This window comes from Variovorax sp. P4_B10, from assembly GCF_056402375.1.
The window spans coordinates 63352-77318 of the sequence record NZ_JBFUHN010000026.1 but is presented as its reverse complement, the minus strand read 5'-3'; the positions used below and the strand labels follow the sequence as shown (position 1 = coordinate 77318).

Below are 13967 nucleotides of genomic sequence, written 5' to 3'. Positions count from 1 at the left end.
GGTGAGCGGCAGGATCAGGCGCCGGTCGTCCCAGATGCGCACGACGACGAAGGTGCCGGTGATTTCCTCGACGCGGCCCCATTCGCCCTCGACCACCAGCACGTCGTCGATGCGGATCGGCTGCGACAGCGCGATCTGCAGGCCGGCAATCAGGTTGCTGAAGACCGGCTTGGCCGCAAGGCCGGCCACGATGCCGATCACGCCGGCCGAGGCCAGCAGGCTCGCGCCGACCTGGCGTGCGCCCGGGAAGGTCATGAGCATCATCGCGCCGCCGGCCACCAGCACGACCGACATGGCCGTACGCGCGAGCACGCGCGTCTGCGTGAGCACGCGGCGGGCCTGCAGGTTGTCGGCGACGTCGGAAGGGTGCTGCGCCAGCACGCCGTCGGCAAAACCGCTGATGGCCCTCACCGTGAGCCAGGTGGTGGCGGCGATGAGCAGCAGGCCGTTGAAATGCCGCACGCTGCCGATGAAGCGCAGGTCGTCGGGTGCCGCCTGGAACACCAGCAGCAAGGCCAGGAACGGCAGCACCAGCCGTGCCGGCGCATTGCAGTTGAGCACCATCGCATGCACCGCGGGCGCGGGGCGGGTGATCCGCTTGAGGACGAGGCCGCCGATGCGGTGGACCAGGAGAGCGAGCGGAACGGCGACGAGGACGGCAATCCAGGTGCCGAACCAGGGGTGAGCAAGTATCTCTTGGGTCATCAAGCGGCTGTCGTGGGTGCTGTTGTCTCGTTCAGGGGTTGAAGAATGCGCGCCGCGTCGTCGCGCAGCTGCGTTGCAAGGGCCGTCGCCAGGTCGAGCCGGCGCAGCAGCCAGGGGCTGATGTCGTTGTCGAACGGGTCGGGCAGGGGAATCGGGCCGCCCACGGTGGTGGCGCCCGTGCTCTCGGGGAGAGAGGGGCCGGTGGTCGGCGTCGTTCCGATGGCGGCTTCGATGCGTTGCGCGGTGCGCGCGAGCGGGCCTTCGACCTCGCCCGGCGTGAGGCGGTCGCGCCGCAGCACCAGCATCGACTTCACCGCGCTCAGCTGTGCGAGCAACTGGTAGCTGTGCGCCTGCAGATGTTCGAGCGGCTCGAGCGGCGGCTGCACCGCGCGCGGCTCGGACAGCGAGCGCTGCGTGGCCTGCACCAGGGCCGAGAGGCTGTCGAAGGCTTCGCGGCGCGCGAGCCGCCATTCGAGTTCGGGGCTGCTGTCGATGGCCTGCAGCTGGCCCAGGCCGAGCGCGAGGCGCGCATGGCGGGCCTGCGCGGTGAGCACGCGCGCCACCAGCGCCGGGATCTGCGTGCGCTCCCAGGAGGGCAGCACGTAGCAGAAGCCCCAGGCGAGCGCGGCGCCGATCAGCGTGTCGGCGATGCGCTCGAACAGCGCGAAGATGGGCGCGGTGCCGGTGTTCAGCATGTGCGCCTGCACGAGGCCGAGCACGGTGGCCGCCACCGCGGTGATCAGGTAGCGCCGCACCGCGAAGCTGTGCGCGATGGCTTGCGAGACGGTCACGATCACCAGCAGCATCAGCGCCGACGGATGCGCCGAGAGCAAACCCACCGCGAGCACGCAGCCCAGCAGCGTGCCGGCGACCCGGGCGTTGCGTCGCTCCAGCGTCTGCGAGAGGCTGCCGCGCAGCACCACGACGATGGTCAGCAGGATCCAGTAGTCGTGCGAGCCCCAGGGCATCGACACGGCGATGGCGTAGCCGGCCGCAATGGCCAGCGCGGCGCGGATGGCATGGCGCAGCGGCGGCTGGTCCCAGCGCCACAGCGTGAGGAAGGGGCGCCACGACCAGTCGGTCGGGCTCACGAAGAGCTGCCAGTTGGCGCGCACCACGGCCAGGTTGGGCTCGGCATCGCCGCGCGCCATGGCCGAGAGGCGCAGCACCTCGTCGTTGATGTGGCCGATGCGGCTGGCCAGCCCGCGCGCGAGCATCGCGGCGGTGGGGCCGATGCTGCCCTCGGGGCCGTGGTGGCCGTCGTCGGCGGAGACGTGGATGGCCGCGAGCCGCGGGCGCCGGTCGGCCACCGCCTCGGGGTGGCGGCCCATCATCAGCGCGTCGGCCAGCGCGATGGTTTCGTCGGCGAGTTCTTCGAGCACGCGGCGCATGTCGATCAGTGCGTCGGCATGGGCGGGGTGGGTGCGGAGCGCGTCGAGGTCGAGTTCGCTGGCGAGCAGCTGGTCGCGCATTTCGAGCACGATCACCAGCATGGCGGCGAGGCGCTGGCGGCGCGGCGTGCGGGGCGATTCGAGCACGATGTCGCGCGTCGCCTGCAGCTGGTCGGCCAGCGCCGCCTGCTCGCGCAGCAGCTGGCCCAGCACCGGGGCGGGGGTGTCGCGGACGTCGCGGGTCTCGTCCTGCGGGGTGAACTGGCCGGCCTCGGTGCGCATCAGCGCCGCCAGCGAGTACAGCACGTCGGCCACCGACTGCGTGCGGAAGCGGCCGTTGAGCGCGAGGTTGGCGAGCGTGGCCCAGATCACGTAGAGGCCGGCGCCGAGGCCGAAGTGCCAGGTGCGCTCGATGGCGTCGGCCATGCCGGTCGGTGCCGGCGTGGCCATCGAGAAGACCATCGAGAACATCACCGCGATCGCGATGGGGATGCCCCGCTTGCCCCAGGCCATGGCCAGGAAGGCCATGAAGGTGGCGGGCACCAGCAGTAGCCCGAGGCGGATCGGCGCGCTGTGCAGCATCTGCACCGCGAAGAACAGCGGCAGCCCGATCAGCGGCGCCGGCAGCATCTGGAAGAACTTGCCGCGGCGCGGGCCGGGCAGGTCGGGCGGCGCGGTGACGATCACGCCGGTGGCCGCGGCCGAGGCGGCAAGGGTGCCGAGCCACAGGTGCACCCCGCCCGAGATGAACAGCAGGCCGAGCGCGACGGTCAGCCCGCTTGCGACATAGTGGCTCAGCGCAATGCGCAGTGCGGCACGGACCCGGACGGCGGCGCGGGGCCCCGACATCACTTGGCGGAAGCGTCGCCCTCGGAGGGGCTGCCCGTGCCGGGGGTGCCGGGCGCATCGCGGCGGATGCGCGTGAGCTTGCGGGGGGCAGGCGCGGCGGCGGCCACGGCAGGCGCTTCGCCCTCGGCCGGCGCGTCGGCGAAATCGGCGACGGTGCTGCGGGCGTAGAGGTCGGCCGAGGCATCGGCGGCATTCGACTTGGTCGAGGCCGACACGGCGCGCACGCGGTCGCTGGCGCGCAGCTTGTCGTCCACGTTGGCGAACTTCGAGTACTTGGCGAGCAGCGGCACCAGCTGGCCGTAGATGCGCGGTGCGCCGGCCAGGCATTCGCGCTGTTCGAGGAAGTCGGGCTCGCCCGTGAAGTTGCCGATCAGGCCACCGGCCTCGGTGACCAGCAGCGAACCCGCGGCCACGTCCCAGGGGTTGAGGCCGGTTTCGAAGAAGCCGTCGGTGAAGCCGGCGGCCACGTAGGCGAGGTCCAGCGCTGCCGCGCCGGGACGGCGCAGGCCGGCCATGCGGGGCATCATGTCGGCCATGATGGCCAGGTACTGCTTGAAGTTGTCGCCGGTGCGGAACGGGAAGCCGGTGGACACCAGGCACTCGCTGAGCCGGGTGCGCTTGGAGACGCGGATGCGCCGGTCGTTCATGTAGGCGCCGCGGCCCTTGGTGGCGGTGAACAGGTCGTTGCGGCTCGGGTCGTAGATGACCGCCTGCTCGATCTTGCCGCGCACCGACAGCGCGATGGAAACGCAGTAGACCGGGAAGCCGTGGATGAAATTGGTGGTGCCGTCGAGCGGATCGATGATCCAGACGTAGTCGGAGTCCTTGGCGCCGTGTTCGGTGCCCGATTCTTCGGCCAGGATGCCGTGCCCCGGATACGCGCCAAGCAGCGTTTCGATGATTGCCTGCTCGCTGGCGTGATCGACTTCGGTGACGAAGTCGTTGACCTGCTTTTGCGAGATGCGCACGGCCTCGACGTCGAGGGCGGCGCGGTTGATGATCGCGCCGGCGGCGCGTGCGGCCTTGACGGCCACGTTGAGCATGGGATGCAGGTTGGGGGACGACATTCTGGATTGTGAGAAGAACGGTGGAGTGGGTCCCCCTGAAGGCGGCCCTGCGACCCGGCGATGCGGGCGGCGAGAATCGGGCATTTTACCGGCTCCGCCCGTCAGTGTCTCCAAACCCGCCATGCGCACCCGTTTCATCCTGATCCAGACCAGCCACGCCGGCAATGTGGGCGCCGCCGCCCGCGCCATGAAAACCATGGGTTTCGACGACCTCGTGCTGGTGGCGCCGCGCTGGGCCAACGTGCTGCGGCGCGAGGAAACCATCCAGCGCGCGAGCGGCGCCCTCGACGTGCTGACCAACGCCCGCATCGTCGAGACGCTGGACGAAGCCCTCGACGGCGTGACCCACCTGTGCGCCACCGCGATGATTCCGCGCGACTTCGGCCCGCCCACCCGCACGCCCCGGGAGCACCTGGAGCCCCTGGCGAAGCAGGGCGAGCAGCACGTGGCCTTCCTGTTCGGCTCGGAGCGGTTCGGCATGCGCAACGAGGACGTCTACCGCTGCAATGTGGCCCTGAGCATCCCGACCGACCCGAAATTCGGCTCCCTCAACCTGGGCGCCGCCATCCAGGTGGTGGCCTACGAATGGCGCCTGGCGCTGGGCGGCTACGCGGTGCGCGACGCCACGGCCCCGGTGCAGGCGGCCGACGCCCAGGCGGTGGCCGGCATGCTCGACCACTGGGAGCGCTCGCTGGTGGACATCGGTTTTCTCGACCCTGCCGCGCCCAAGAAGCTGATGCCGCGGCTGCAGCAGCTGTTCAACCGCGCCCAGCCCACGCCGGAGGAAATCCACATCCTGCGGGGCATCGCCAAGGCGATGGCCGACGCGGCCCGGGCGCCCAGGGAGCCCTAAAACCCCATCGTTCGTACGCGAAGAACCCGGGCTTTAGACTGCCTTCCCTCTATCGATATAACGACAAAAGGCAGCGATGTTCCCTCGACTGCGCGCCGACATCCGGTGCATCCTCGAACGCGACCCGGCCGCCCGCAGCGCCTGGGAAGTGATCACGGTCTACCCCGGCTTCCATGCCGTGGTGCTGCACCGCTGGGCGCACACCTGTTGGACGCACGGGTTCAAGTGGCCGGCCCGTTTCATTGCGCACTGGGCGCGCTGGATGACCGGCATCGAGATCCACCCCGCGGCCCAGATCGGCGAACGGGTGTTCTTCGACCACGCCATGGGCGTGGTGGTGGGCGAAACCGCCGAGATCGGCGATGGCTGCACCATCTACCAGGGCGTGACGCTGGGCGGCACCTCGCTCTACAAGGGCGCCAAGCGGCATCCGACGCTGGGCCGCAACGTGGTGGTGGGCGCGGGCGCCAAGGTGCTCGGCGGCTTCGTGGTGGGCGACGGGGCCAAGATCGGCTCGAACGCGGTGGTGACCAAGCCGGTGCCCGCGGGCGCCACGGCCGTGGGCAACCCGGCGCGCATCATCGAGGCCGAATCGGCCGCGCGGCGCGAGGAAACCGCATCGCGCATGGGCTTCTCGGCGTACGGCGTGACGCAGAACGACGACCCGCTGAGCCAGGCGCTGCGGGGGCTGATCGACAACGCCTCGGGCCAGGAGCACCAGATCGCGCTGCTGTGGCAGGCCATCGAGAAGCTGTCGGCCCATCCCGGTACCAGGGACTGCGTGCCGGGCGATGCGGCGCGTGACGAGAGCTTCGAGGCGGAGAAGCTGACCCAGCTCGTGGGCAAGTAACGGGGTTTGCTTTCGGGGGGCGTGCACAGGACACCGGGTGCTCCCCTCCGCGAATGTCCCCCGCTTCGCTCCTCCTTTATTTCGCTGCGGGGAGCACCCGGTGCCCTGTGCACGAGGGCACGCTGCTGGTGTGAGTCCCATCAATGCGGGGGACGCTTCGGCTTTCGGCAGCCATGACCGGACATTGAAGGCGCTTTCCTGATGACAACCCTTAACCGGAGCGGTCTTCGGCAGTATTCCGTAGAAGGTCCGTTTCGAACTTGGAAGCAGTCGTCCGTTAACTTCGAGTGCAGGCGTTTGCGCTGGAAGCACCCCCTAAAACGATCTTGATTGCCGAGCAAAGCACGATGGGGGTAAGAGGCGGTCTCCCGCCGCGAACTGTGCTTGTGCGCCATATTCCTCACGCATCTACCTGATGCCATCCCACTCTACTGACCGGCGATTGCCGCTGCAGGTGCGTGGCCAAAGGCGCGGCTGTAAGCGCGGCTGAATGCGGCCGCGCTGGCATACCCGCTCCACGCGGCCACGGCCTTCACGCGCTCGCCTTGCTGCAGGCGGCGCCGGGCGAGCGTCAGACGCCACGCCGTGTGAAAGGTACCCGGGGTCATGCCCAGGGTGCGACGGAATGAAAGCATGAACTGACTGCGCGACAGAGCGCTGAGCGCAGCCAGCTCCTCCACCGGCCAGGCGCGCGCAGGCTGTTCAAGCAGCGCACCGACAGCATGCCGAATTCGCGGTTCGGCCAATCCCGCCAGCAGGCCTGGCTGCGTGGCTCCACGATCGATCGCTTGCCGCAGCACCATTAAGACCAACAGTTCACCCAACCGCGCGAGCGCCGCCGGGCCACCACAACGCGGCACCTGCACTTCAGCCAGCAGATGTTTGGCCAAAGCCCACAGCGGCTCGGCTTCCTGCGTATCGAGCGTCACTTCTGCCGGCAAGGACCGCAGGAGAGGATTGGAATCGCCGCCAAATTCGACCACTGCTCCCATCAATACCGTTCCCGGCGAGCGCGGGCGCGGCACGGCCTCGCTGCAAAAGACAATCCGGCGAGCTTCCGGCGCGCCGCCTGCCAGCAGGAACAGATGCGCAGCCTCCCGGACCTGGCCAATGTCTGCAGCCGGACGCACCTGCAGAGGAAAGGCGCCTAGAAACGCGCTCAAGCGATCGAGGTGGACGGGAGAGCTCATGACGTCGTACTTTCGATCATGCATTTTGGACCTTTGATTGCATGAAATCTGACATGCTCGACCACTCGTGTCAAACCTCGAAAGGAAAAAACATGCTCATGCCTCGACAACCCGTTCCCTCGCTGATCGTCTCAACCCTCTCACACGATTCATTTGATCTGGTGCAGGAAGCACCCGCTCGGTTCACGCTCCTTTGCTTCTACCGCGGCCTCCATTGCCCGATCTGCGCGATGTACCTGCGCGAGCTGGAGGGCGAGGTCGAGGCCTTCGCCGAGCGAGGCGTTGGTGTGCTGGCGTTGAGCAGCGACCACGAAGACCGTGCACGCCAGATGGCGCAGAAGATTGGAGCCAGTCGCCTGCGCATGGGCTATGGGCTTCCATTGGCGACGGCGCGCGCTTGGGGCCTGTACCTGTCTACCTCGCGGGGCAAGACGTCGATCGGCATTGAGGAACCCGATCTCTTCTCCGAGCCGGGTGTATTCCTGGTGCGGCCCGATCAAACGCTCTATTGGTCGTCCGTGCAGTCGATGCCGTTTGCCCGGCCGAACTTCGGCGAGCTGGTGCAGGCACTTGATTTCGTCATCAAGAACGACTACCCCGCTCGTGGTGAATACGTTGGCGCAGTACCAACCTAAGCACTTGATATCGGCACCACTGTGCGGGTGCCGACGAGTCGCAGAGGCTTTCTATTGACAATCTAGGACGAGTGTCCTACATTTGCGCGCGTTGTTTGGTCAACCGTCCTATTCAAGTCATGTCCACCCGCGACAGCATCGTCCAAGCTGCCGACGCCTTGTTCTACGAGCGCGGGTTCGAGCACACGTCCTTCGCGGACATCGCGGATGCCGTGAAGATCTCGCGCGGCAATTTCTACTATCACTTCAAAACGAAGGATGAGATCCTGACGGCGGTCGCTGCCGCGCGAATGGAGCGCACGCGAGCGATGTTGACGCAGTGGGAGACCGAGGGCGAGAGTCCTCAGGAGCGCATCCGCCTGTTCATCACCCTTTTGATCCGCAATCAAGCCAAGATCATGCGCCACGGTTGTCCGGTCGGCACCCTCTGCATGGAACTGGCCAAGCTCGGGCACCCGGGGCAAGGCGAGGCCAACGCCATCCTGGATCTCTTCCGCGTGTGGCTGCGAGGGCTGTTCCGCCAAATGGGCCGAGGCAAGGAGGCGGATGCGCTCGCCCTGCATCTCCTGGCGCGCAGCCAAGGAGCGGCGGTGCTCGCGCAGTCTCTGCGCAACAAGAACTTCGTGCAGCAGGAGGTGGCGCTCATGAGTGCCTGGGTCGAGTCCTGCGCGCCCGTGAAGACGACCGCCTCCGGTCGCTCGCGTTAGCCATCTGTTCAAGAAAGGTCATTCATGTTCTGTGTGTTCCTCAAGTTCTCGAGCAACAAAGGCCAGGCATCACGCCACATGGCGGAGCACATGCGATGGATCGAGCAGGGATTTGAAGATGGCGTCTTCCTACTGACAGGCAGCCTTTCGGGCAATCAGGGCGGCACCGTCCTGGCACACAACACCACCCGCGAGGCGCTGGAGAATCGCGTGGCGCTGGATCCCTTTGTGGCGCAGGACGTGGTCAAGGTCGAGATCGTGGAGATGATGCCCGGCAGGGTCGACGAGCGCCTGCAGTTCCTGGTGGAACGTCCCTGAAATGGGCTCGACCCTCCTCGGGCCCGATGGGCAACCGCGGTGTCGCTGGTGCGCCGCCGCTCCCGAGTTTCTCCACTATCACGATACTGAATGGGGCTTTCCGGTCACGGATGACCACCGCATCTTCGAGAAGCTGTGCCTGGAAGGCTTCCAGTCGGGCCTGAGTTGGCGCACCATTCTGGTCAAGCGAGAGAACTTCCGGAGAGCCTTCCTGGGCTTCGACTACCGGCGCGTCGCACGCTTCGGTGCACCTGATGTCGAGCGATTGCTCGGCGACAGCGGCATCGTGCGCCATCGCGGCAAGATCGAGGCTGTGATTCACAATGCGCGCATGGCCGAGGTGATGGCGCAGCGCGAGGGATCGCTGGCATCATACTTCTGGCGCCATGAGCCGAACCCTGCGCACCTTGCAGAGCCGCAAACCGCTTCTACGTCAGCGTCCTCGCAGGCCTTGTCCAAGGACTTGAAGAAACAGGGCTGGAAGTTCGTTGGGCCCACCACTGTGTATGCCTTCATGCAGGCAGTAGGGCTGATCAATGATCACGCTGCGGGCTGCGTGACACGTGCCCGGGTCGAACAAGCTCGCCGAGCGCTCGCAATGTCGATCCCCTGAGGTCAGACCAACAGCCATTTCCAGGCGAGGCCGGCCCACCTGAAACAAGGATGTAGGTCAACTGTTGCCGGAATTGCGCGGTTCGACCGCGGGGGCGAATGGCGGCGCCCCTCGATAAGCGGAAGTCCGCGACAACAAGCTCAAAGCCCGCAAAGGGCGGCGGACCGGTCATTCATGTCGCTACGGCCTTATGTTTGTTTCAGGCGCAATAGCAGTCATCTGAGTACCTGAGCCGTCGGTTGAAGCTGCGTCAGTCACGCATCTCGACCGCTGACGTGGCCACCATCGTGTTGCAGGAAATCTCGAGGCCTGACGGGGGCGTCTGGAAAGACGGCTCCTCATGAGGGATTCGCGTGACGGTGACAGGCGAAGGCCGATACACCAACCGACGTGAACATCATTGCGCCTGCGCGGCGGCCGATACCGCGGCGCGCAGACCGAGCAGGTAGCTGTCGACGCCGAATCCGCAAATCTGTCCTTTCACAATCTCCGCGAACACCGAGTGATGGCGGAATTTCTCGCGCGCATGGATGTTCGACATGTGCAGTTCGACGACCGGCGCCGTAAGGATGGCCAGCGCGTCGCGGATGCCGTAGCTGTAGTGCGTCCAGGCGCCGGCGTTGATGAGCACCGCGTCCACGCCCTCGACGAAGCCGCGGTGGATGCGCTCGCACATCGCGCCTTCGCTGTTGGTCTGGAAGCTCTCGACCTCGGCGCCGAGTTCATTGCCGAGTGCTTGCAGTTGCGCGTCGATCTCGGCCAGCGTCATCGTGCCGTACTGCTTCGGGTCGCGCTTGCCGAACATGTTGTGGTTGATGCCGTGCAGCATGAGGATCTTCATGGGGTTGTCTGCGTCTCGTTGCGTCAGACCAAGGGGATGGTCATGCGGTCGATGAGGCTGCGCGTATCGGGCCGCACGCCGCGCCACCACAAGAAGGCTTCCGCAGCCTGTTCCACGAGCATGCCGACGCCGTCGGCCAGCTTCGGCACGCCGGCGTGCTGCGCCAGGCGCAGGAAGGGCGTAAGACCCTTGCCATAGGCGAGCTCGTAGGCCAGCTTCGCACCCTGAAGCGTCTCGGCGGGCAGGGGCGGTAGTTCACCCTTGAGGCTGGCCGAGGTGCCGTTGATGACGATGTCGAATCGCTCTCCTGCCAGATCGTCGTAGCCGCAGCCTTGCACGTGGCCGTGCCCGGCGAACTGCTTTGCAAGATCGATGGCCTTTGTCTCTGTGCGGTTCGCCAATACGACTGCGTTCGGTTGTTGCGCGAGAAAGGGCAGCAGTGCGCCACGCACCGCGCCGCCCGCGCCGATCACCAGCATGCGCGCCCCCTTGAGCGGAAACCCAAGGTTGCGCTGGATGTCGTTGGTCAGGCCCAGGCCGTCGAAGTTGTCGGCAACGATGCGGTCTCCGTCGAACTTGAGCGCATTGGTGGCACCGGCGAGCTCGGCGCGTTCGAGCCGTTCGGTGGCCAGCGCGTAGGCCTGCAGCTTGAAGGGGGCCGTGACGTTCATTCCTCGCCCGCCTGCCTTGCGAAATGCGTGCACGTCGTCGGCGAAGCAGTCGAGCGAGCCCTCGATCGCCCGGTAGTCGATGTCTTGGCCGGTCGCTTCGGCGAAGCTGCCGTGGATCATCGGCGACTTGGTGTGTCCTATCGGATTGCCGATCACGGCGTACTTGTCGGTCATCGCTGTCTCCTTACTTGCTGTAGAGCACGCCATCGGCCTGCATGTCGGCGATCTGTGCCGCGTCGAAACCGAGGCTGGCTGCGATTTCCGCGTTGTGCTCACCCAGTTCGGGCGCTACCTGCGTGATCGAGGTGTCGCACCCCGACATGCGGAAGGGGAGGTTCGGCAGGCGGATCTTGCCGAGCAACGGGTGGTCCTGCTCGATCACCATGCCGCGCGCACGGATCTGCGGATCGGCCAGCACTTCGTCAATGCGTTGAACCTTGGCCGCAGGCACATCAATGCCGTCCAGCATCTTCAGCACCTGCGCGACCGGCTGTGCCGCAACCCACGGCTTCACCACTTCGAGGATCTCCGCGCGATGGGCATTGCGCCCGGCTGAAGCGTGCAGCCGCGTGTCGCTGCCGAACCCCGCAGGGCCGCCATTCTTTTCGACCAGCGCGGCAAAGCGCTTCCACGCGTCGTCCACCTGTGCGGCGATCACGAGGTCACCATCCTGCGCGCGGAACACGCCGTAGAGCGTGGAATTGGGCATGTCGTGCCCGGTCTGCACCGGCACTTCCTGTCCGTTGGAAAGCGTGTAGCACTGCACCGCGTACTCGTGCATCGACACCAGCGTGTCGTACAGCGCCATGTCGATGTGCTGCCCGCGGCCGGACTTCACGCGCCCCAGCAGTGCGGCATTGATCGCGGCGACCGCATGGATGCCGGTGTACATGTCGCCGAGCGAGATGCGCAGCAGCGGCGGCGCCTCGCCCGGGTTGCCCACCATCTGCATGATGCCGCTCTTGGCCTCGGCGATGAGGCCGAAGCCGGCCCGGTGCGAGTCGGGGCCGGTGTGGCCGTAGGCCGAGATCGAGCAGTACACGAGGCCGGGGTTGGTTTCGGCGAGTTCGGCATAGCCCAGGCCGAGCTTGTCGAGCGCACCGGGGCGGTAGTTCTCGACGAACACGTCGGCACTGTCGACCAGCTTTTTCATCAGTGCCCGGCCGCGCGGGTCCTTCGTGTTCACGCTGAGCCCCTTCTTGCCCATGTTCTGCTGCAGGAAGTAGCCACTGTGGTCGCCGACGAACCATGCATGCTGACGCCCTGCATCGCCCGTGCCGGGACGCTCGACCTTGATGACTTCCGCACCGAGCGCGGCAAGACAGCGGCCGACATAGGGGCCGGCCAGGAAGTGGCTGTAGTCGATGACGCGGAAGCCGGCAAGCGGCAACGCTTGTGGTGGCGCGGCGCTCATGCAGGCTTCCTCGGCACCATCACGCGGTGCTCGCCTTTTTGCACGACCTCGTCGCGCTGGTTGATGAGTTCGGACGGCAGCACGAGGATGCCCCAGCCCGGCTTGCTCTTCGATTCGCGTTTGCTACCGACGTGGAATTTCACGCGCACCGAATCGCCGAGCTTGATCGGCCCGACAAAGCGCCATTCCCAGCCGAGGGACATGCCCGGCATGAAGCGCATGTCGCTCTTCGTCTTGAGCCCGTCGGCCACCGACAGGCCGAACAGGCCGTGCGCCACGCGGGTGCCGAACGGCGTGGTGCGCGCATAGGCTTCGTCGGTGTGAACGGGGGTGTGGTCGCCGGTGAGGTCGGCATACGCCATCACGCGGGCCTCCGTCACTTCGTAGGGCGGGCTGATGCACTCTTGGCCGACGACGGCGTCGTCCCAGTACTTGTCTTCGATGGTCAAGGCGGTCATGGTGTGTCTCTCTCTCTGTATTGGTGACGGTTCTTCAGGCGCGGGGATCGATGGCAAGAGCGCGCGCCACGGCGCCGGCGCTGGCCTGGATGAATTCGACGGCCAGGCCGTCCGGCAGGCGCAGCCAGTTGCGGCCCTGCGGCATCTCGGTCACGCCGAAGGCCTGCGCAGCGGTGAGTGCGGCTTCGAGGTCTTCGCACATCACGCCGAGATGGCCGAGGCGGCCTTCAGGCCCTGCGTAGTCCGGCTTGGCCATGAACTGCATGCCGCCGAGGGTCCAGTACTGGACGGGCTCTTCGAGCGTGCCCTGTACTTCGCGCATCGTCATGCCGCAGACGTCGTGGAAGAACCTGATGTGCCAGTGGATGTCTTTCACCCAGATGGCGACGTGTTCCACATAGGCGCGCGGCGTGCTCATTTCGCCTCCAACCGGCGTTCGATGCCCTTGATGGCGGCAACCAGCGTCTGGTTCACCGGCGTCGGCACGTTGTGCTTGAGCCCGGCGCGCACCACCGAGCCGTTGATGAAATCGATCTCGGTGATGGAGCCTTTCTCCAGGCTCTGCAGCATGGAGGTCTTGAATTCGTAGGGCAGGCCTTCGGCGGCCATCATCCATGCATCGCGCGGGGCCTTGATCGACAGTTTCACGCCGATCGCCTGCGCGACGGCCATCGCCTCGGTCACGGCCGCGATGGCCGTGGCCTCGATCTCGGGCACCGCGTAGAGGCTGCCGTACACCTGGCCCGTGATGCCGCTCAGTGCGCCGGTCGAGACGTTGATGAGCAGCTTGTCCCACATCACGCCCATGATGTTGTCGCTGACCTCGCAAGGCAGCCCGGCACGATCGAACTCGGCTGCGATGGCCCTGGCGCGTTCGCTCACGTTGCCGTCGAGCTCGCCGATCACCGTGCGCTTGCCACGCGTGCCGGCAATGATGCGGCCCGGGCCGAGCAGAACGCCGCCAACGTAGGTCTTGCCGGCCAGCACATGCGCGCGGCCGGCGACGTCGGCCAGGATCTCCTCATGGCCCATGCCGTTCTGCAGCGACATCAGCGCGGTGTCGGGCCCGATGATCGACAACGCGCCTTCGATGGCCGAGCGCGTGTGGAAGGACTTGACCAGCACGATCACCAGGTCGGCTGGCGCCAGGCCCTCGACGCTTGTCGATGCGCGCACCTTGACGCGGCGTTCCGAGTCGCCGTCCTTCATGAGGAGACCGTCGCGATGGATAGCGTCGACGTGCGCCTGAAACGGATCGATGAGCGTGACGTCCGACCCGCCGGCCGCAAGCGTGCCGCCGATGGCACAGCCGAGGGCGCCGGCGCCCAGGAAATAGATTTTCATGCCTGTCTCTCGAAGGAGTGTCTCGAAGGGATGCCTTGAAGATAGGTTTCGACGAACATTT

At 66.5% G+C, this 13967-nt stretch carries 16 protein-coding genes; 6 read left to right on the top strand and 10 right to left on the bottom strand.

What is annotated here, in order from left to right:
• The 3 genes from AC1DXX_RS14430 to AC1DXX_RS14420 form a co-directional block, all read right to left on the bottom strand.
• The coding region (locus AC1DXX_RS14430; protein ID WP_478134887.1) for a mechanosensitive ion channel family protein at positions 1–705 on the bottom strand (705 nt) is incomplete at its 3' end.
• The gene (locus tag AC1DXX_RS14425) at positions 705–2945 is read right to left on the bottom strand and encodes an FUSC family protein (protein WP_478134886.1); all 2241 of its coding nucleotides are present in this window, start codon (positions 2943–2945) and stop codon (positions 705–707) included. The genes AC1DXX_RS14425 and AC1DXX_RS14430, both read right to left, overlap by 1 nt.
• The gene (locus AC1DXX_RS14420; RefSeq protein ID WP_478134885.1) at positions 2945–4012 is read right to left on the bottom strand and encodes an inositol monophosphatase family protein; all 1068 of its coding nucleotides are present in this window, start codon (positions 4010–4012) and stop codon (positions 2945–2947) included. Before AC1DXX_RS14420 ends, AC1DXX_RS14425 begins: the two co-directional genes overlap by 1 nt.
• Positions 4013–4133: 121 nt before the next feature.
• Between AC1DXX_RS14420 and AC1DXX_RS14415 the strand changes: the two genes are divergently transcribed.
• Complete coding sequence (locus AC1DXX_RS14415) at positions 4134–4865, top strand: RNA methyltransferase (protein WP_478134884.1); 732 nt, start codon at positions 4134–4136, stop codon at positions 4863–4865.
• A gap of 76 nt (positions 4866–4941) precedes the next feature.
• On the top strand, positions 4942–5715 hold the full coding sequence (cysE, locus tag AC1DXX_RS14410; RefSeq protein ID WP_478134883.1) for a serine O-acetyltransferase: 774 nt from the start codon (positions 4942–4944) through the stop codon (positions 5713–5715).
• A gap of 428 nt (positions 5716–6143) precedes the next feature.
• Here the strand turns inward: cysE and AC1DXX_RS14405 are convergent, their stop codons facing one another.
• Entirely contained in the window at positions 6144–6905 is a 762-nt protein-coding gene (locus AC1DXX_RS14405) for a helix-turn-helix domain-containing protein (RefSeq protein WP_478134882.1), read from the bottom strand.
• A 53-nt stretch (positions 6906–6958) separates the two neighbouring features.
• Between AC1DXX_RS14405 and AC1DXX_RS14400 the strand changes: the two genes are divergently transcribed.
• The 4 genes from AC1DXX_RS14400 to AC1DXX_RS14385 all read left to right on the top strand — a co-directional run bounded on the left by AC1DXX_RS14400 (position 6959) and on the right by AC1DXX_RS14385 (position 9178).
• Positions 6959–7540: a peroxiredoxin-like family protein gene (locus AC1DXX_RS14400; protein WP_478134881.1), complete on the top strand. Its 582-nt coding sequence runs from the start codon at positions 6959–6961 to the stop codon at positions 7538–7540.
• 119 nt (positions 7541–7659) lie between these two features.
• Complete coding sequence (locus AC1DXX_RS14395; protein WP_478134880.1) at positions 7660–8247, top strand: TetR/AcrR family transcriptional regulator; 588 nt, start codon at positions 7660–7662, stop codon at positions 8245–8247.
• 24 nt (positions 8248–8271) lie between these two features.
• Positions 8272–8565 carry a YciI family protein gene (locus tag AC1DXX_RS14390; protein ID WP_478134879.1) on the top strand — a complete coding sequence of 98 codons (294 nt, stop codon included), beginning with the start codon at positions 8272–8274 and terminating at the stop codon, positions 8563–8565.
• A gap of 1 nt (position 8566) precedes the next feature.
• Positions 8567–9178, top strand: a complete 612-nt coding sequence (locus AC1DXX_RS14385; RefSeq protein ID WP_478134878.1) for a DNA-3-methyladenine glycosylase I — start codon at positions 8567–8569, stop codon at positions 9176–9178.
• A gap of 397 nt (positions 9179–9575) precedes the next feature.
• Here the strand turns inward: AC1DXX_RS14385 and aroQ are convergent, their stop codons facing one another.
• From aroQ to AC1DXX_RS14355, 6 genes are read right to left on the bottom strand one after another with little or no spacing between them, the layout of a single operon-like run.
• Complete coding sequence (aroQ, locus tag AC1DXX_RS14380) at positions 9576–10019, bottom strand: type II 3-dehydroquinate dehydratase (protein WP_478134877.1); 444 nt, start codon at positions 10017–10019, stop codon at positions 9576–9578.
• A 23-nt stretch (positions 10020–10042) separates the two neighbouring features.
• Positions 10043–10864 carry a shikimate dehydrogenase gene (gene aroE / locus AC1DXX_RS14375; protein ID WP_478134876.1) on the bottom strand — a complete coding sequence of 274 codons (822 nt, stop codon included), beginning with the start codon at positions 10862–10864 and terminating at the stop codon, positions 10043–10045.
• 10 nt (positions 10865–10874) lie between these two features.
• The gene (locus AC1DXX_RS14370; RefSeq protein WP_478134875.1) at positions 10875–12104 is read right to left on the bottom strand and encodes a CaiB/BaiF CoA transferase family protein; all 1230 of its coding nucleotides are present in this window, start codon (positions 12102–12104) and stop codon (positions 10875–10877) included.
• On the bottom strand, positions 12101–12553 hold the full coding sequence (locus AC1DXX_RS14365; protein ID WP_478134889.1) for a MaoC family dehydratase: 453 nt from the start codon (positions 12551–12553) through the stop codon (positions 12101–12103). The genes AC1DXX_RS14370 and AC1DXX_RS14365 overlap by 4 nt, the downstream gene beginning before the upstream one ends.
• Positions 12554–12596: 43 nt before the next feature.
• Positions 12597–12980 carry a VOC family protein gene (locus tag AC1DXX_RS14360; protein ID WP_478134874.1) on the bottom strand — a complete coding sequence of 128 codons (384 nt, stop codon included), beginning with the start codon at positions 12978–12980 and terminating at the stop codon, positions 12597–12599.
• Entirely contained in the window at positions 12977–13906 is a 930-nt protein-coding gene (locus AC1DXX_RS14355; protein ID WP_478134873.1) for a ketopantoate reductase family protein, read from the bottom strand. Before AC1DXX_RS14355 ends, AC1DXX_RS14360 begins: the two co-directional genes overlap by 4 nt.
• Between the last annotated feature and the right edge of the window lie 61 nt (positions 13907–13967).